The sequence below is a fragment of the Photobacterium sp. BZF1 genome, assembly GCF_014349205.1.
Taxonomy (GTDB): Bacteria; Pseudomonadota; Gammaproteobacteria; order Enterobacterales; family Vibrionaceae; genus Photobacterium.
Genome location: NZ_JACSOF010000135.1, coordinates 1 through 17856, shown reverse-complemented (window position 1 = coordinate 17856; position 17856 = coordinate 1). Strand labels below are relative to the sequence as shown.

General features: G+C 44.3%; 15 protein-coding genes and 2 tRNA genes. 4 read left to right on the top strand and 13 right to left on the bottom strand.

The features are described 5' to 3' along the window. The 6 genes from BIZ37_RS23530 to BIZ37_RS23505 all read right to left on the bottom strand — a co-directional run. On the bottom strand, positions 1–306 hold a 306-nt coding region (locus BIZ37_RS23530; protein ID WP_187463576.1), incomplete at its 3' end, for a sulfotransferase family 2 domain-containing protein. Further along, positions 303–1721, bottom strand: coding sequence for a sulfate adenylyltransferase subunit CysN (gene cysN / locus BIZ37_RS23525; RefSeq protein WP_187463575.1), 1419 nt, complete (start codon positions 1719–1721; stop codon positions 303–305). The genes BIZ37_RS23530 and cysN, both read right to left, overlap by 4 nt. Further along, on the bottom strand, positions 1721–2638 hold the full coding sequence (cysD, locus tag BIZ37_RS23520; RefSeq protein WP_187463574.1) for a sulfate adenylyltransferase subunit CysD: 918 nt from the start codon (positions 2636–2638) through the stop codon (positions 1721–1723). Before cysD ends, cysN begins: the two co-directional genes overlap by 1 nt. A gap of 497 nt (positions 2639–3135) precedes the next feature. After that, the gene (locus BIZ37_RS23515) at positions 3136–5349 is read right to left on the bottom strand and encodes a polysaccharide biosynthesis tyrosine autokinase (protein ID WP_255526880.1); all 2214 of its coding nucleotides are present in this window, start codon (positions 5347–5349) and stop codon (positions 3136–3138) included. Positions 5350–5431: 82 nt separating this feature from the next. Beyond that, positions 5432–6022, bottom strand: coding sequence for a polysaccharide biosynthesis/export family protein (locus BIZ37_RS23510; protein WP_187463572.1), 591 nt, complete (start codon positions 6020–6022; stop codon positions 5432–5434). 61 nt (positions 6023–6083) lie between these two features. After that, positions 6084–7460 carry an undecaprenyl-phosphate glucose phosphotransferase gene (locus BIZ37_RS23505; protein WP_255526879.1) on the bottom strand — a complete coding sequence of 459 codons (1377 nt, stop codon included), beginning with the start codon at positions 7458–7460 and terminating at the stop codon, positions 6084–6086. A gap of 976 nt (positions 7461–8436) precedes the next feature. Between BIZ37_RS23505 and BIZ37_RS23500 the strand changes: the two genes are divergently transcribed. From BIZ37_RS23500 to BIZ37_RS23485, 4 genes are all read left to right on the top strand, one after another. After that, the gene (locus tag BIZ37_RS23500; RefSeq protein ID WP_187463570.1) at positions 8437–8793 is read left to right on the top strand and encodes a hypothetical protein; all 357 of its coding nucleotides are present in this window, start codon (positions 8437–8439) and stop codon (positions 8791–8793) included. Between the two features lie 214 nt (positions 8794–9007). After that, positions 9008–10030, top strand: coding sequence for an integrase domain-containing protein (locus BIZ37_RS23495; RefSeq protein ID WP_187463569.1), 1023 nt, complete (start codon positions 9008–9010; stop codon positions 10028–10030). Positions 10031–10561: 531 nt separating this feature from the next. After that, complete coding sequence (locus BIZ37_RS23490) at positions 10562–10828, top strand: DUF4224 domain-containing protein (RefSeq protein ID WP_187463568.1); 267 nt, start codon at positions 10562–10564, stop codon at positions 10826–10828. Further along, the gene (locus BIZ37_RS23485) at positions 10812–11822 is read left to right on the top strand and encodes a tyrosine-type recombinase/integrase (protein WP_255526878.1); all 1011 of its coding nucleotides are present in this window, start codon (positions 10812–10814) and stop codon (positions 11820–11822) included. Before BIZ37_RS23490 ends, BIZ37_RS23485 begins: the two co-directional genes overlap by 17 nt. 272 nt (positions 11823–12094) lie before the next feature. On the opposite strand, the gene BIZ37_RS23480 is transcribed toward BIZ37_RS23485, so the two are convergent. From BIZ37_RS23480 to BIZ37_RS23450, 7 genes are all read right to left on the bottom strand, one after another. Further along, positions 12095–12181 (bottom strand) — tRNA-Leu (locus BIZ37_RS23480). A gap of 50 nt (positions 12182–12231) precedes the next feature. Continuing rightward, a tRNA-Gly gene (locus tag BIZ37_RS23475) sits at positions 12232–12307 on the bottom strand. A 240-nt stretch (positions 12308–12547) separates the two neighbouring features. Further along, positions 12548–13777 carry an organoarsenical effux MFS transporter ArsJ gene (gene arsJ / locus BIZ37_RS23470; RefSeq protein ID WP_107300420.1) on the bottom strand — a complete coding sequence of 410 codons (1230 nt, stop codon included), beginning with the start codon at positions 13775–13777 and terminating at the stop codon, positions 12548–12550. Positions 13778–13860: 83 nt separating this feature from the next. Beyond that, positions 13861–14862, bottom strand: a complete 1002-nt coding sequence (locus BIZ37_RS23465) for an ArsJ-associated glyceraldehyde-3-phosphate dehydrogenase (protein WP_187463567.1) — start codon at positions 14860–14862, stop codon at positions 13861–13863. 315 nt (positions 14863–15177) lie between these two features. Continuing rightward, entirely contained in the window at positions 15178–15672 is a 495-nt protein-coding gene (locus tag BIZ37_RS23460; RefSeq protein ID WP_107300418.1) for a dual specificity protein phosphatase family protein, read from the bottom strand. 93 nt (positions 15673–15765) lie between these two features. Next, entirely contained in the window at positions 15766–16527 is a 762-nt protein-coding gene (locus BIZ37_RS23455) for a metalloregulator ArsR/SmtB family transcription factor (protein WP_187463566.1), read from the bottom strand. Positions 16528–16649: 122 nt separating this feature from the next. Then, positions 16650–17747 (bottom strand): alpha/beta hydrolase, encoded by a 1098-nt coding sequence (locus BIZ37_RS23450; protein ID WP_187463565.1) that lies wholly within the window; start codon positions 17745–17747, stop codon positions 16650–16652. Between the last annotated feature and the right edge of the window lie 109 nt (positions 17748–17856).

Below are 17856 nucleotides of genomic sequence, written 5' to 3'. Positions count from 1 at the left end.
ATCCTCAATCATTCCACCATTACATAAGAAATCATATGCTGATATGAACCTATCTATTGGGTTCCTAACAATAGAAAACTTTTTAATTGACGAAAGTCTGTTCCTATCACAAGAAATATATTCTTCTATTTTGCAATGAGATATTTGAACTCCGTAAAGCTCCAATGAAATAGAACTTCCTGCAGCTTTAGGTATATGTATAAAAAGAATCCCTTTATTTATCGCAGGAGCAGGAATACGTCTGTTTATAGACAATAAATTTTTTACTACACCTTTTAATTTTTTCGCTAAATTATCTAGATTCATATGCTTTTACACTCCCACTCTGGGAAATGCGCTCTAACATAAACATTCAGTGCAATCTCAGCTTCCGTATATTCTCTTTCCGCTGTTTTCTTTAAGCAGTCAGCTTTAAGACTAGAAATCATGCCCGCACCAACCGTCACATTTGTCATTCGGTCTATCACCACAAACGCACCGGTTTGTTTGATTTGTTTATATAGGTCAACTGAAATAGCTTCGTTTAAATTGATATCAACACAGCCAATTGAGTTAAGATCTAACGTATTAATTTCTTTATCAGCTTTAATCTTCAGTGTATTAACATCTACTTCATGTTCAATTTCTGTTACTCGCCCATTTACGGATTTTGAGGCAAAGTTAAACAGATATTCTTTATTCGTTTGTAGTGGTGCTTCACCCATCCAAACTATATTGGCTTGCACTGCATCGATTACTTTCGGTAGGTTGTTGCTGTGAACCAACACATCGCCACGGCTAACGTCGATCTCATCATTTAAAGTTATTGTTACAGCATCACCTGCAATGGCTTGTTCAATGTCACCCTCAAAGGTCACAATGCTTTTCACTGTGCTTTTCTTTCCTGAAGGCATCGCAGTAATTTCATCACCAGGGCGAGCGACACCTGACGCGATTGTTCCGCAAAAACCTCGGAAATCTAGGTTAGGACGGTTTACGTATTGCACAGGCATACGGAAATCTTCTAGGTTTTTGTCTTGTTCGACTTTCACCGTTTCAAGAAGCTTCATTAGTGTTGCACCTGGGTACCATTCCATGTGCTCACTTGGCGTTACTACGTTGTCGCCATTAAGCGCAGAGATAGGCACAAAGCGTAGATCTGAAATATCTAGCTCTTTTGCCATTTCGCGGTAATCTGCTTTGATCTTTTGGAATACTTCTTGGCTGTAATCCATCAAATCCATTTTGTTAACAGCAACGATGATGTGCTTAATGCCTAATAGCGAACAAATGTAGCTATGTCGACGCGTTTGAGTTTGGATACCATGACGGGCATCAACCATGACAATGGCTAAGTCAGATGTAGATGCGCCTGTTGCCATGTTTCGAGTGTATTGTTCATGCCCTGGTGTATCGGCAATGATGAACTTTCGCTTGTCTGTTGAGAAGTAACGATAAGCCACATCAATAGTGATACCCTGCTCTCTTTCGGATTGCAGGCCATCAACCAACAGTGCTAGGTCAAATTCTTTATCTGTTGTATTGAATTTCTGTGAGTCTTTTTCAATCGCGGCCATTTGATCTTCGTAGATCAGTTTTGAATCAAACAACAGTCGGCCAATAAGCGTTGATTTACCGTCATCCACTGAGCCACAGGTGATAAAGCGCAACAGATCTTTTTTTTCGTGTTGTTTTAGATATGCCTCGATATCAGAAGCAATAAGTGATGATGCATGGCTCATTAGAAGTATCCCTCACGTTTTTTCTTTTCCATCGAACCTGATGAGTCATGGTCAATGGCTCGGCCTTGGCGCTCTGATGTGGTGGTTAGTAGCATTTCTTGGATGATTTCTGGCAGCGTTGTCGCTTCAGACTCAACAGCCCCAGTGAGTGGGTAACAGCCCAAGGTACGGAAACGAACCATCTTCTGTTGGATCTCCTCGCCTTCTTCAATAGGCATACGTTCATCATCAACCATGATCAACATGCCATCACGCTCTACAACTGGACGTTTTTCTGCTTTGTAGAGAGGAACGATATCGATGTTCTCTAGGTAGATGTATTGCCAGATATCCAGCTCAGTCCAGTTAGATAGCGGGAATACACGGATAGATTCGCCTTTATCCACTTTGCCGTTATATACGTTCCATAACTCTGGACGCTGGTTTTTAGGATCCCAGCGATGGTGTTTATCACGGAATGAATACACACGCTCTTTTGCGCGAGACTTTTCTTCATCGCGGCGTGCGCCACCAAAGGCTGCATCAAAACCGTATTTGTCTAGCGCTTGTTTTAACCCCTGAGTCTTCATGATGTCGGTGTGCTTTGAGCTGCCGTGCACAAATGGGTTGATACCCATTTCAATGCCTTCAGGGTTTTGATGAACAATTAGCTCCATACCAATCTTTTCTGCCATCTGATCACGGAACTGGATCATCTCTTTGAATTTCCAGTTGGTGTCGACATGCATTAATGGGAACGGCGGCTTACCTGGCGCAAAGGCTTTACGTGCAAGGTGCAACATAACCGCTGAGTCTTTACCAATTGAGTAAAGCATGACTGGGTTATCAAACTCAGCAGCCACTTCGCGGATGATGTGAATAGACTCTGCTTCTAATTGCTTTAAGTGGGTCCGTCTTGTTTGTTCTAAGTTCAACATGATGTTATGACTTCCAGGTAGACGCTTAATTGAGGGAGGCCATGAACTAAATACTGTTGGTAACGATGACGTTGTTTAAACAACATCGTACTAAGTACGCATTTAATTCAAAAAGAAAGCCTGCTCACGCTTGACTATCTATCTTGGTGAAACTTCATTTAGGCATGCTACCGCCCTTAGGTTTCAGCCCCTAATTTGCTATCAAAATGGTCAAGTGCAGCTGGCTAGCTACTTGGTCACTCAGTAAATGACAATAATTCATCATTTAATGAGTCAAATTTTAGTGCCTGTGATTTTAAAGCGTATTTAGTACGCAGTAAAGAGGGTTCATCATCTTTTTTCTATTTAGCGCCCATTTATTGCTTACCCTCCATAGTGTTAACAAATTGTTTGATTTACCCCGTTCGCTTTAAAGTAATGATTCATATACAACAAAGGCCAACTCATTGCTGAGTTGGCCTTTGGTTTTTAATTTTTGTGTTTATCGCTACACCTGATTAAGCACTCTCTTGTTGCGTAGCCAAGTGGTTATCACCATAACTGCCGTAATACTTATAACCACCATAGCCGTATTCATTCTTGAGGGCTTTGTCTGTAACCTGGTTAACGATGATGCCATCAATCTTGATGCTGTGGTTAATGAAGCGGCCTAGGGTGTTCTTCACGCTAGAGATGCGGGTACTGTTGGCTTTCACCACTATGGTTACCGAGCCCACTAAGCGGCTGATGATCATGCTATCTGCTACCGGCAGTGTAGGCGGCGTGTCTATGATGATACGGTCAAAGCGCTTCTCTAGTTCATTAAGCATATTGGCAAACATCTCAGAGCTTAATAGCTCCTGTGGGTTTGGTGTCAGCATACCCGCAGGTAAGATAGTTAACCCGGATTTATCATCGGTAAACAAACACTCATCGATGCTTGCGCCCATTAGCAGATGGTTAGTTAAACCCTGGTGATACTTCTTCAAACCAAAACGCTCAGCCACTGCGGGTTTACGCAAATCGGCATCAATCAGTAGCGTCCTCTCTACCTGTGAATAGGCCATACCCAAGTTAATGGCAGTGGTTGTTTTACCCTCACTAGGTAGTGATGAGGTCACAGCCAAGCGCTTGCCGTCACTTTGCATGTTTGAAAGCGTCAGCGCGGTACGGATAGAGCGGACAGACTCACTGAAAGAACGCTCTTCATTATTAAAGAACAAGGTGTTATCAATACTTTTCTTTTTGTACTTCTTCAGCTTAACCATTGGGATACCACCCAGAGGGATCAAACCGAAACGCTCTTCAAAGTTTTTCACTGATTCCACGGTATTGCGCAGTGCATCTAGCAAGAACACCATCACAACGCCGAAGCCTAGGCTGGCAACAAACAAAAGCGCAATAATCAGCCCTTTCTTAGGTGCCGCTGGCTGTTGCGGGATCAACGCATAGTCGGCAAAACGTGCACTTTCTGCTTCAAAGTCGCTGGTTGCCGAGGTTTCTTTCTGACGGGTCAGGAACAGATTGAACAGATCTTGGTTAGTTTCCACCTCTCGCTTCAGCGCTTCATATTGGCGCTTCTTCACTGTGATTTGTTGGTACTCGTCTTTCTTCGCTTTCAGCTCGCTGGCAACCAAACGCTCTTGGTTTCGTACCGTTTCACGCTCTTGGTCAATACCGTTGACTAATTCTCGGATCACGCCTTTAAGCTGAGTATCGATAGAACGCAGCTTGGCTTGGGCTGTCAGCATTTTCTCGTGCTGTGGGCCATAACGCTTTGCCAGTTCACTGATCTCTTTTTCAGATTCAACCAGCAGTTCTTTCAAGGCCAGTACCTGCGGGTGCTTTGACACAAGCGGGATAGAAATAAAGGATTTGCTATCTAGGCGCTGGGCATTTTTCAACGTCGCATAAGACGATTCAACTTCAATGCGGTGGTCGGTCAGTTCCGTCAAACGCTCTGTCAGGTTATTAATCACAGCGCGAGCCTGGGCATCAATACCACTGTCGTCAACCAGCTTTTCTTTAGCGAGGAAATCTGTTAGCGCTTTTTCAGAGCCGCGAAGTTGCTGTTGCAATTCTTCAAGACGGCTGGTGATCCATACTGAAGCCTGATTAGTCGCACCAAGGCGGGCTTCGAGGTTTTCACGGATGTACGCATTACCCACGGCATTGGCAACTTTAGCGGCAAGCTGTGGATCGTCTGACTCAAAGCTGATCTTCACCAATTGGGTTTTACGGATTGGTGAAATAGTCAGGCGATGCTGAAACTCTCCCAATACTGCTTGGCGGATAGACTCTTGCACTTCTGCTTCGGTTGGCTGCTTCTCTTGCGAGTAGACAGACAAGATTGGCAACGATTTTAAGGCCTCAACCAATTGCTCTTTCAGCGATGGCTCTGTGTTTAGTGACGCATTGAACTCGACATATTGTGCAAGGTTAAGCTCTTTGATCACTCGCTCGGCAATTTGGTTCGATTTCAAAATCTCAAACTGGGTGAGGTAGTATTCTTTCTGGTTGGAATCGATACCCACCACTTCTTCAATCGAAACGGCTTTCTTCTGTTTTGACTCAATCAACAGCGTTGCGGTCGCCACATACTTAGGTGTAATGGAGAACACCACCAATGTGGTAATTGCTGTGATTGCGATTGTAAACATCGCCAGCTTGAGCCAGCTTTGCTTGATCAGAGAGAAGTACTTACCAATATCGATAACTTCTTCTGTTTTCATCTTGTTTTCTGAGGATAGGAGTTGCATATAAATGTACTCAAATTGTTTTCAGCTTTACGCGGTGCTGGGGTCGTTGCTGGCATTACCAGAATGACGCAATGATGTATAAGGTGTCGCCTGGCTTGATCTTCTGATACAACGGCGCTTCTTTCTTGGTGTCATTCTCGAAAGCTTCTACCAGTTCATCACTGGTATAGCCTTCGTACTCCCCTTCAGAGATCAGGTAGGTCTTGGCACTTCTGCGGTATTTGGTCAGGATGCCACCTGCAAGTGAAATAGCTTCTTGTACCGTCAAATCAGGTTCGTATTCATAACCGCCGGGATTTTTCACCATACCGTTCACATACACGTTGCGATATTTAACAATGGCAACGTTCACTTTTGGGTTCACCAAATAACGGCCTTTTAACCCTGCAGTGATTTCACGCTGCAAGGTCTCAAGGGTTTTGTTGCCCAGTTTGATATTGCCCAAATAGGGATAATCGAGTGTTTCACGGTTGTCGATTTTCAGCTCTTCAATCGTCAGGTTTTCTTCGCCATAGACGGTAATACTTATGGTGTCGCCAGCAGAGAGGGTATAAAAATGATCCGGCACTGATTTCGCCAAAGCACTATGGGTTGTCAGGAAGCCAGCCAATAAACAAAGCCATTTGATTATGAGTTTTTTAAACATGATTTCTGTCTTTACGTGTTAACAGTGAGTAGTGAACGCACGTCCACCAGCAATTGACGAATCAGTAAGCTGTCTTGCCTACAAACCCTTTAAATACGGTCATAAAGATAATTTTGAGATCCAGCCACAATGACCAGGTTCTGATGTATTTCAAATCGTACTCGACGCGCTTTTCCATTTTGTCCAGGGTGTCTGTTTCTCCCCGATAGCCGTTGACTTGGGCAAGGCCGGTAATTCCCGGTTTCACCTTATGCCTAAGCATGTAGCGGTCGACGATGCTGCGATATTCCTCATTGTGGGCAACAGCATGTGGACGTGGCCCAACTATGGACATACGACCCTGTAGTACATTGAAAAACTGCGGCAGTTCATCGAGTGAGGTTCTACGGATAAACGCGCCAAATTTGGTGACTCGCGGATCATTCTTGGTAGCCTGCTTAACCACGTTCCCGTTGTCTTGGGCGCTCATCGAGCGGAACTTCCACACCTTGATTTTCTTGCCGTCTATGCCGTAGCGGTATTGTTTGAAGATGATAGGCCCCGGAGAGCTCATCTTCACGCCAGCAGCAACAAACAACAGCACTGGTGAAATCAAGGTAATGATCATCGACGCCATGAGGACGTCTTCAATACGTTTCACCAAGCTAGTTACACCGCTAAAAGGTGTGTCATGAACACTGATTGCCGGAATACCGTTAATGTTGCGCCAGCGGGATTGAACCAACTCATAAGTCTGGAGATCGGGCACAACATAAACTTGGGCGGTGGTATCAGAAAAGCGCTGGATAAGCTGCTTCACTCGCTCTGTACCCAAAGGTTTGAGGGCGATAAAGACATGCCTAACTTCTCGCGATTTGGCTAGAACCAGTGCTTGTTCAATATTACCCTGTAGTGTGAAAGCCAAATTTGCATTTGCTTCTTTCTTTCGACTCTCTTCGATAAAGTCGCTTTTTTCAATGTCATCATAAATACCTTCAAAAGTAAGTAATGCTTCATTCTGACAAATCGCTTTTGCAATATCGTAGCCAGGCAAGGTAGCACCAATAACAATGGCCCGGTGTTTATACTTCTCTCTTGCTAGCACATACGTCTTCAAGAAACGGATAATGACCCGTGTCATACTCATAAAGTAAGGCACGCTAATACACCACACGCCTACGACAACACGAGAATGGACTTCAGATTGCTTGGCAAAGAACGCGAGCATCAACATAATCAACACTGTTAATGCCCAACAAATAGAAAGTCGCTTCACTTTGTATAACGTCGTCGTAAAGTCCTGATTTCTGTATAAGTCCCCTGCTTCAGCAATAAAGAGAAAAAGCACAGACGCAATCGCCGCCAAGATGTAATAGTTTTTCTCGATACTTCCCAAATAGAGGTGACTAGCCCCCAGTAAAGTGGCGACGATTACAAACACATCCAGCATCTTTTTCATAATGCTGTTTTCATATTCAGCATTTTGTATTTGATGTTCTTTTAAGATCATTGAGTTGTCACTACTCGCTTGAACGCCTAATTTTTCTCATCAAATCAGACGCTAACCTTTGTTATCCCATTGCCGTATTGAGCCTGATAATCACAGTGCCAGCTCTTCGGCTCCCTGCTGTACACATTGACGGCGATCTTAAACCGTATTTGGTACGTTGTAAAGCGATTTAATGTACTACGTACGCTTTACGGATGGATAGGTTGGTTAGAATCTAAAAAAGGAAAACCAACATATAGCTTAGCTACTTCTACGATTACTAATTACTGCCATCAAGGTCATAATCTGTCACTGCTTGACGGACAATAACTTATCCGTACCCGTTACCTATACTTGACATTTTGGGGCGGTGCTCACAAAATACACCAACAGAATGACGTACCATATCTTCACTCTATCATGATGCTTAGAGGTTTTGTTGGTAGGGCATCGTTCTACAAAGAGTACGGAAAAATAGGAAATAACATGGCAGATAAGCTGTTGTTTTGGTTCTTATGTAAACATACCAGAACCGGAGATACACTTGCTGTATCAATAAGCCTTATATGGTTCTTGGCTGTTTACTATTGGTTTTCGACCTAACTTTTAAAAATATTATTATTAACAGACAGTTTATGAATGAGCTGTTTGTGATCCCATTTGATGTGTAGATTCAAAAGATAGTCAATTATGAAGTCGAGCAATAAAGTTCAGAATTGGAAAGTTAGAAAGAATGGAAATCTCATAAAAATTATTACCACAACTCAAGATAGAATTGAGTACTGGGTTGAAAATGGTAATTACCATATATTGGAAAAAGATGGGCTTACCTACCATGTCACTGATTCAATTACTTTATCTAACTAGGTGTAACGGTAAGTACTTTAAAACTAGCCTTGCTTTGACTTTCATAGCCTTAAATCACATTAAATGCTGGAAGTTTTGTATGATAAGACTCAAAAATGGCAAAGATATTCAAATAGTGAAACACATAAGTGGTTTCAATGAATACATGTATGACGGCAAGATTATTTACAGCTCCAAGAACGGGAATGCAGAGGCAGTAATCACAGCTGCTTCACATGACTGTCCTGAATTTTCTCGCGACGCGTTAATCGCTCAAAATGCTTTGTTGAGGTTAAGAGGTGATGAACTTTCTAACCTATTACTTGAAATCATGAAGCCAGAACAAAAGCAGGAAGTCGTTGAGCTTGTAACTAAATGGTATCAAGATTCAATGAGAGATCCTCACTATACTCTTTCCGACCTGCACGCCCAAATCGCAATTTTTGCAAATAGCTGATCTTAAAGAGTTCGTTATATTCATATGGCGAACTCATAAACCCCTATGGACATACTTAGCGCCTTTAGTCATGAAAGCAACATTGGCATCTATAATCACAGCTACAGATATTCATATTTTACCCGGCATCAACCTCTTCGACCTTTAGTGAGTAACCGTAATCTGGTGACTAACAATTCACTCGAATCATTGTTAATCAGTTCCGGAGGTCGTTATGAAAATTCCAAGGTGTCGTGAGGAGCGTCAAAACCCCAACGCACGAAACTATGGTCTAGGTAGCCGTGATATCAAAATGGCTGCCATTAAGTTACTTGAGGAAAAACGCGCCCAGCAAATCATAGGCTTCTCAACTAGCGCCTTCCATGCGAGTCGGTTTAGCATTTTTGCCGATTGGCTTGAGAACACCTACTCCATTCGAGATATGAGGAAAATCTGTCTAAGCCATGTTATAGAATATGCGGATCATCTCGTTGAAAGGATTGAGAACCCAGATGACAAATTGAACTCTTACACCACTGCAGCCAATTACTTGTCATCAGTAAATTCTGTTTTGTCCCATGCTCGTGGTGACAAACTAGTTCATTTTACAGCTAGGGACGCTGGATACCCTGATCGTGATGACATCTTACGCGAAAATAAAACTATTACGCATGATCAACATATGAAAGCTAAAGAACTGGTTGAGCCTCGTCTTGCTGCCCAAATGGGCCTAAAGCGTTACTTGGGGCTACGATTTGAGGGGTCATGTAAAATCAATGCTAAGCAAGCACTAGCGTCAGCTAAAGAGCATGGATATGTACTAATTGACTGCGAAAAGAATCATACACCAAGAAAAGTATCCATCAGGAACGCCGAGCAGATTAAAGTCCTTGAAGAGGCTGCATCCTTTCAAGGTGATCATCACTCATTGATCCCCGCAGATAAAAGCTATTACGAGTACTCTACCTACTGTTACCGACAGTTCTCAGCACTTGATGGCTACCTGCCGCATAGTGAACGCCGTTACTTTGCACAGACACTCTACACTGAAACTATTTTTAAATTAACGAATATATCGGGGGTTCTATGTCCTGTTGTTGCAAAAATACCCCATGGCAAAGCGCACCATCAATACCTTGCAGAGAAGCTAAACCTCTCCCTCAAAGATGCCAAAGCCATCGATCGCCAAGCAAGGAAAATTGTTAGCCTTGAACTGGGACACAAACGAATATCCATCACTAACTCTTACATTGGATAGCAGTTTGCAGCATATTGAGCACCAAATTCGTCAACTTAGCGGCGGAATCATGAAAACCGGCAATCATTCAGCCCGAAAACGTGTAAGGGGAAGAATGATTGCTATCATGCTCGACATTGCACAGCACGAAAGCATTACCGACATTCGTCACCTTGGACGAGCACACGTCCATCGCTACTGGCAGCGCCATAACCACCTAAGTCCTTCAACCCTTCGTGATCATTACTATGCACTTGTTAAAGTGTGGCAAACCTTATTACAACGCCCTAGCCTCCCTCCCAGACCAAAACACCTCTTCTAATCATAAATTTAAAGCATTGAAATAAAAAATAAAAATAAGTTAATTCAATTTTTTCCATTTTTTATTTAACGAAACCATTTTAACCCCCGTCATTGAATTACATAGGGGAGTTGCTTTTAGTACCTGACTCAACAAAGGACTGGCAATCAAATTTTCCCCGGTGCAGAGGCCTTCAACTTAGCAGGCATCTAGCTCAATCTGAAGGTAGTTAAGGAGTAAGAAAGCTTGTTATGAATAATCAGGAAACCAGCCCAAAAACCTTTGATGCTAATCGAGCTTTAACTGCTGAGGAACTTGAGGAGGTAACTGGTTACAAGAGTCCACGAAAACAGCGTGAGACTTTAGATAAAGCCGGAATCTACTGCATTTTCAAGAAGGCTACGAACAGAGTCTGGACTAATTGGCACCATGTGAACAACCCCAAAAAGGTTGGTGATGTTGCTACTAATTCCGCCATTCAACCAAATTTTGGAGCAATAAATGGGAAGAACACGTAACAAAAAAGACAGCTGGATGCCGAAGCGTGTCTATCGCGGTAAATCTGGATATGAGTTCCGACCACCCGAAGGGGGGGCTATCAAGCTTTGTGGCTTGGATGCATCCAAAGATACCGTCAAAGAAGCTTACAACAAAGTTTTACAGGATCTTAACCCAGAGAATAACCTTGCGTCACTAATTGATGAGTACTTTAAGAGTGAAAAGTTTACTAAGTTAGCAGAAGAAACTAAGGAAGATTATCGCCGTTGTAGCAATAACATCTTGTTAGTGTTCGGTCAGCTAAAACCACATCATATTACTGACGATTACGTAGCGGAATATCTACATAAGAGAGGGATAAGCTCTCATACTCGTGCAAACCGGGAGAAAGCATTTTTATCCAGTGCATTTAGTTGGGGGATTGATCATAAGTTTATCCCTACTAGAGTAAACCCATGCAAATTAGTTCCTAACTTAAAAGAGAAGCCAAGGGATAGATACATCTACGATCATGAGTATTATGCTGTCTACAATGAAGCATGCCCTGCGGTCAAGGCTGCGATGGAGATTGCTTATCGTTGTGCTGCTAGGGTTTCTGATATCATCTCGCTCACAAACGCACAACTCACTCCTAAAGGGATCTTTATCCAACAAGGAAAGACAGGTATTAAGCAGATAAAGTTGTGGACTGTCGAACTAAGAGAAGCCGTAGATGAATGCAGAAATGCTTTTGACGTAGAATCAAAATATGTGATTCATCGACCTGATGGCAGGCCACATACGCGAGATAGTCTTTATCGTCGTTGGAGAAGAGCCTTGTCAAGAGCCAGTAAACGGAAAGGCATACCATTAGATTTTACCTTCCATGATTTGAAGGCAAAAGGCATTTCTGATTTTGTTGGCACACTATATGATAAGCAGTCATTCTCCGGCCACAAGACACCACGCCAGACAGCGGCTTACATCAGAAATGCACAGCCCACAAAAACAATAGGTAAATCTGAAGACAAGTAAAGCCCTCACTCTCAAACATAAAGGTCTGCTGGTTATACCATCAGACCTTTTTTGTGTGATTCAATTGGCATTTGATGAAACCAATTGAAGTTAGTTTTTCTAATCTGGTTATTGGTCAACTGAAGCAAGATTAGGAGGAAATGTACTTAGCTCGGATTAATTTTTACGTAGCGAAAGAAAAGTACAACTGAAGATTTTATTCGGAAGCTTATTCGGAAATATTCGGAAAAGAAAAAAGGCTTACAAGCTAAGCTTGTAAGCCTTTGATTTGATGGTGCCCCGGGCCGGACTTGAACCGGCACAGCGCGAACGCCGAGGGATTTTAAATCCCTTGTGTCTACCAATTCCACCACCAGGGCACGCAATTCTTTGCGATGCCGTTTAGTACAGTAAACACCATCTTATTATCTGGAGCGACACACGAGGTTCGAACTCGTGACCTCAACCTTGGCAAGGTTGCGCTCTACCAACTGAGCTAGTGTCGCATTACTTCTTGTGGGCTTTGCCCTGAAGACGAGATGTACTTTAACCGATTACAGAAATGAGTCAACGCGTTTTTTTAATGTTTTGATTTGAATGAACAAAACTCGATCAAGACGAAGAAATATCTCACATTTTTCAACCAATAAATTTGCAATTCTTTTAGTCTTCTCATACAAAAGCCCAGCTCGATGGCTGGGCTACAAATATGATCGATTTAATGATTCAGCGATGACATCACGTGATCAGGCTTTCGCTTTCTCAGGGTGTGCCGGCAGACGGATTGAGATAATCGTGGTTAGTACCAAGAAAACCACTGAAACCCACAAACATGCAGCCAAGCCAGCATACTGATAAACCAAACCAGACAGCACAGTACCAATCAAGCGGCCCATTGCGTTAGCCATGTAGTAGAAGCCGACATCCAGAGAAACACCGTCGTCTTTGGCATAGCTAACAATCAGGTATGAGTGCAATGATGAATTAACCGCAAACACCGCGCCGAAGATCAACAAGCCAACCACAATGGTAAACTCAGGCTGCCAGTTGAACTGAACACCCAGGGCAACGCCCATGGTGATGATACTTAGCAAACCGGCCCACCCCATTGCAGCACGACCATCTGGCACTGTACCTTTCGCTTTGCCGGTAATTTTAGGAGCGATACCCTGAACAAAGCCGTAGGCAATCACCCAAAGGGCTAGGAAACCACCTACCATGGTGTGGTCCCAGTCAAACACCTGGCTCAGGTAAATCGGCAACGCGACCACAAACCAGACATCCCTTGCGCCAAACAGGAACATACGGGCTGCTGAGAGAATATTGATGCTCTCGCTTTTCGAGAAGATCTGCTTGAACTTGATTTTGTTCTTGGCCTTACCCATGTCTTTTTCTAGTGACACTAGGCTCAAGATAAGTACCAACGCCAATACTGCAGCCATTGCTAAAACTGCGCCTTTGAAGCCCACAACGGCCAGTAGCAAACCACCGATAAAGAAACCTGCACCTTTAAGGGCGTTCTTCGAGCCAGTCAGGATAGCAATCCACTTGTACAATGCGCCCTGCTTCTCATCAGGTACCAAGGTTTTGATGGCACTCTTGGCACTCATCTTATTGAGGTCTTTGGCGATCCCCGAAACAGCCTGCGCCAACATTACCCAAGGCACGGTCAGATAAGCAGATGGCACCGCCAGCATAACCAGCGCACCAACCTGCATCGCCAAACCAATATTCATGGTGCGATTCAGGCCAAGCTTGGCCCCCAGCCAGCCACCAATCAAGTTGGTGACTACGCCAAAAAATTCATAGAACAAGAAGAGCGAGGCAATCTGCAGCGAGGAGTAACCCAACTGGTGGAAATGTAAGACGACCAACATACGCAACGCGCCGTCGGTAATGGTGAAGTTCCAGTAATTGAAGGTCACCAGCATATACTGACGAACATCTTTGGAGAGGTTGGCAATAGCCGAAATCATGCAATAACTCACTCTACTGTTTGTTGCTGTTTATTGCTAAAGCCAGCCCTAATGTGTAGGGCTGGCCATTGTTACTGTGTTGCTTATGCTAGGCCAACCTTGCGGATTAGCTCAGAAGTACGTGTTGCGTAACCCATCTCGTTATCGTACCAAGCGTACACTTTTACCATGCGCTCGTTCACCACCATGGTAGACAGTGCATCTACGATAGTTGAACGCTGGTCGCCTTTATAGTCGATAGATACCAGTGGGCGGTCTTCGTAACCCAGGATACCTGCAAGCTCGTTTTCAGACGCTTCTTTCAGTGCAGCATTAACTTCTTCAGCAGTCACATCGCGGCTTAGGTCAAAGATAATATCTGTTAGTGAAGCATTGGCTAGAGGTACGCGAACCGCGTGGCCGTTAATCTTGCCTTCAAGCTCTGGGAAAATATCAACGATCGCTTTTGCAGAGCCTGTAGTAGTTGGAATAAGGCTCATGCCACATGCACGGGCACGACGAAGATCTTTGTGCGGCGCATCTAGGATAGTTTGGGTGTTTGTTAGATCGTGAATCGTCGTGAATGACGACTGCTCGATACCAAATTTCTCGTGGATAACCTTAACAACAGGCGCAATACAGTTAGTAGTACAAGAAGCAGCAGTAACAATCTGGTGCTTGTCAGCATCAAACAGGTGATCATTCACGCCAACTACGACGTTCAGTACGCTGTCATCTTTAACCGGTGCAGAAACAACAACACGCTTAACGCCTTGAGCTAGGTACTTGTTGAGGTATTCCATCTTACGATGAACACCAGTTGCTTCCAGCACGACATCACAGCCAGACCAATCTACCGCATCGATATCGCGCTCTTGCGTACAACGGATTACAGAATCACCAATCTGCATCGATTGGCCATCAGAAGTCACAGCATGGTGCCAGCGGCCTTGTACTGAATCGAACTCCATCAAATGAGCTAATGTTTTCGCCTCACCCGCTACATCATTGATTTGAACAAATTCCACTTCTTCCCAATCAAACGCAGCACGCATTGCCAAACGACCAATACGACCAAAACCGTTGATGCCTACTTTGATAGCCATAATCCACTTTCCTTAAACCGTTAACTTGAACATATGATTTAGCATATATATGGTATGTCGCATATACTAGCCAGATCCGAATCGCTTTTCCAGATCTTTTTTCAATTAATTACCACGGCCATTGCCAAGGTGACGTTAGTTATAGAGGCTTCTTTGTCCCCCACCGCAACATAAAGGATCACAAAGCAAATTATAGTCAGGCTCTTGCAAGGGGATAACGAGAGAATGGCGGAGTGTAGGAGATAAGTACCAGATACAAAAATGCCCTGCAAAGGCAGGGCATTCAATGAGTAAGGAAAGCCTGACGGCAGTGACTTACTTGTACTGCTGGATATAGTCGATGTGCGGCTGACGTTGGAAGGCACCTGGGCGAAGCGCTTGGATCTTCTCGATAGTTGAGTTCAGTTCTGCACCACGAGAAAGCATAATGCGTGCTGCGATCAAGCCGGTACGGCCAGAGCCACCCATGCAGTGAACTGCAATCGCATCGCCGTTATCCAACATAGCCTGAGCGGCTTTGTTGGCTTCAGGGAAGTTAGCATCAAACTGAGCACCCGGTGCACAGTCATCTTCGATAGGTAGGTGGAACCAACGCATACCTAAGCCACGGCACTCTTCCGCCAGTGCTTCCAAACCACCTTCTGGTAGATCTTCAGGTTCAAGCGCTGTCAGCACAGCGGTTGCGCCAGCTTCTTTTAATTGCACAAGAGAGTCATGCAAAGAAACTTCTTTGGTACCAGGACAAGGAGTCAGTAGCAGCTTGCCGCTATCTTCTAAAGGCAGAGTCCAGAATGGGTGTGTGTTTGACATATTTGCACCTATAAATAAGTAACTTACTTCTAATTAATTTCTCAACCGCCCAGCAAAAGCACCAAGCGCTCTTATTCGTCTTAAATCAAAATACTAGCTAACTTTGCTAAAGCCTGGCTTTTTACGCTCTTCCCGATGACTGAGTTTGATCTTCTCGTCGTTGATCATGCCCGGATTGCCATTTCTCACTGTAGCAAGGATATGGCGGATCCAAACCGGCAGTTGCTTAGCCAAATGATAGAATATCCACTGCCCTTCACGCTGGGTCTCCAGCACACCGCCGTCACGCAACAAGGCAAGATGGCGTGATACTTTCGGCTGGCTCACGCCAAGCACATCGACAAGATCGCCAACCGTCAGCGCTTGCTCATCTTCAATCAACATCAAGATACGAAGGCGCAACGGATCGCTGAGTACTTTAAATAATTCAACCGGGCCAATCACCGAATCGTGTTCTTCACCGTTAAGCATTAAAAACAATGCCATACGGCCTTCTAAGCCATTTAAGGTATCACGAAAAGGTTGGTCACCGCTCTGTGGCTTGGGGTCTTTAAAATCCCAGTGAAGGAGTGCGTCTGAATCGGGGAACAAAGCACATTCATTACTGGCTTTGTCACACAGGGTGATCACAGTATCGAAGTGCTGACCTTCGAGTTCTGCAGCCGAACAACTTTGCAAGTTATCGCTATTGATGCCACGCTCGGCCAATACACGGTAAACACGAGGATCGACTTCCTCTGGTGCCATCCCTGCACTAACAACTTGGTAATGCTCACCCGCCATATGCCGCATAGCGGCTTCTGCTAACTGAGAGCGGGCTGAGTTTCCGGTACATAAAAATAAGATACGTTTCATGTGACTCGCGGCAACTGATTTATATATGGAAAGCATTATATATGCTTTCCATTATATGTAAATCCCCGAGTAACGAGTCTAGCTTGAACTTGACTAAGGTTTAGACAGTGGAACTATTACCACTATAAGGTATTGCCAAGTACCCACTCGCTGACTTTCGCCGCTACAGCAGGATGGTTTAGCAAGTCGAGGTGATCAACCCCACCGACAACCCATTTATGTTCAGCTGGGTAATTCAGTGCCAGCACCCCTTTTGTGCTCTCAGCAAGCGCACTGGCAACTGGCACAAGCCCATCCCCCAGCTTACGGTTACTCTCATCCTGAAGGTTCTTTCCTAGGCATGATGCGATGGCATAGCACTGCACCGTATCAGGTAAGGTTGGCCGTTGAATTAACGCGGTACCAGTGGCTGTATCCTGCTCCGCTTGCTTGAAAGGAATTGTCGACGCTTGCCAGTCTTCGTGGACAATGTAGCCCCGGCTGAGATCCTTACTGCCACTACTGCGTATCTCCCCCAGTTTTTGTAAAAACTTCAGCTGAGGTGTATCTGCTACTTGTTCATCAATCCAACAAGCTAGCTTCGCCAGTGGCGCACCATTGTGCGGTGTCCCCAAGGTAATAAAGGTACGAAGTACCTGCAGCCACTGTAACTGATTGATGCCAGCATAGTAACAGGCACTTCGCGTTACCAAACCGCCCATGCTATGGCCGATGATCACCAACTCTTTGACCTCGCAAGGCCAAGCCTGCAAGATCTTTTCTAACCTATAAGCAAACTCTTCGCCATTAAAGGAGATATGGTTACCGGTGTTGTACCAAAGGTAGATCGGGGTATAGCCCGCATTGATAAATTGCTTGCCGTGGTCGTGGCCTTTTCTTAGCCAACCTTTATCAGCCATACACCAGCCGTGAACACACAATACGATACGGCCCGACGCATCAGGTATCTGACGCTCGAGCTCCTCAGCATCGTCGCTTAAATGCTGGGTATGATCCGTGAACACCATAGGTATGGCAAAGCGGCTGTTTCTATGAAGTAAGTGGTCTCCTACCAGACCATTGAAACTTGCCAGCAAAGCATCCCCTTGAGCTGGGGGCAATCCGTGCTCCAGCAACTCAACTACCCGTTGTTTAGCAAACTCCGAGTTTTCTATCACTTTGCTAGAAATATCTTCCTTGAGGCTTTTGAGCTTTTCGCTCCATTCGTTTTTAGAAATCATTACTACCTCAAATAAATACCATCTATTTATCTGATATTAAGCATATGAATTAGAATTAACAACCGATTTTAGCAGCTAGAAGAAGGTCTCAATATTGACTTTATTAGAT

Coding starts and splice junctions, on each gene's coding strand:
- BIZ37_RS23495 (WP_187463569.1), top strand. CDS start 9,008: ATGAAAATTCCAAGGTGTCGTGAGGAGCGTCAAAACCCCAACGCACGA.
- BIZ37_RS23510 (WP_187463572.1), bottom strand. CDS start 6,022: ATGTTTAAAAAACTCATAATCAAATGGCTTTGTTTATTGGCTGGCTTC.
- BIZ37_RS23460 (WP_107300418.1), bottom strand. CDS start 15,672: ATGTCAAACACACACCCATTCTGGACTCTGCCTTTAGAAGATAGCGGC.
- BIZ37_RS23500 (WP_187463570.1), top strand. CDS start 8,437: ATGATAAGACTCAAAAATGGCAAAGATATTCAAATAGTGAAACACATA.
- arsJ (WP_107300420.1), bottom strand. CDS start 13,777: ATGATTTCGGCTATTGCCAACCTCTCCAAAGATGTTCGTCAGTATATG.
- BIZ37_RS23450 (WP_187463565.1), bottom strand. CDS start 17,747: ATGATTTCTAAAAACGAATGGAGCGAAAAGCTCAAAAGCCTCAAGGAA.
- BIZ37_RS23515 (WP_255526880.1), bottom strand. CDS start 5,349: ATGAAAACAGAAGAAGTTATCGATATTGGTAAGTACTTCTCTCTGATC.
- BIZ37_RS23485 (WP_255526878.1), top strand. CDS start 10,812: ATGGGAAGAACACGTAACAAAAAAGACAGCTGGATGCCGAAGCGTGTC.
- BIZ37_RS23490 (WP_187463568.1), top strand. CDS start 10,562: ATGAATAATCAGGAAACCAGCCCAAAAACCTTTGATGCTAATCGAGCT.
- cysD (WP_187463574.1), bottom strand. CDS start 2,638: ATGTTGAACTTAGAACAAACAAGACGGACCCACTTAAAGCAATTAGAA.
- cysN (WP_187463575.1), bottom strand. CDS start 1,721: ATGAGCCATGCATCATCACTTATTGCTTCTGATATCGAGGCATATCTA.
- BIZ37_RS23455 (WP_187463566.1), bottom strand. CDS start 16,527: ATGAAACGTATCTTATTTTTATGTACCGGAAACTCAGCCCGCTCTCAG.
- BIZ37_RS23465 (WP_187463567.1), bottom strand. CDS start 14,862: ATGGCTATCAAAGTAGGCATCAACGGTTTTGGTCGTATTGGTCGTTTG.
- BIZ37_RS23505 (WP_255526879.1), bottom strand. CDS start 7,460: ATGAAAAAGATGCTGGATGTGTTTGTAATCGTCGCCACTTTACTGGGG.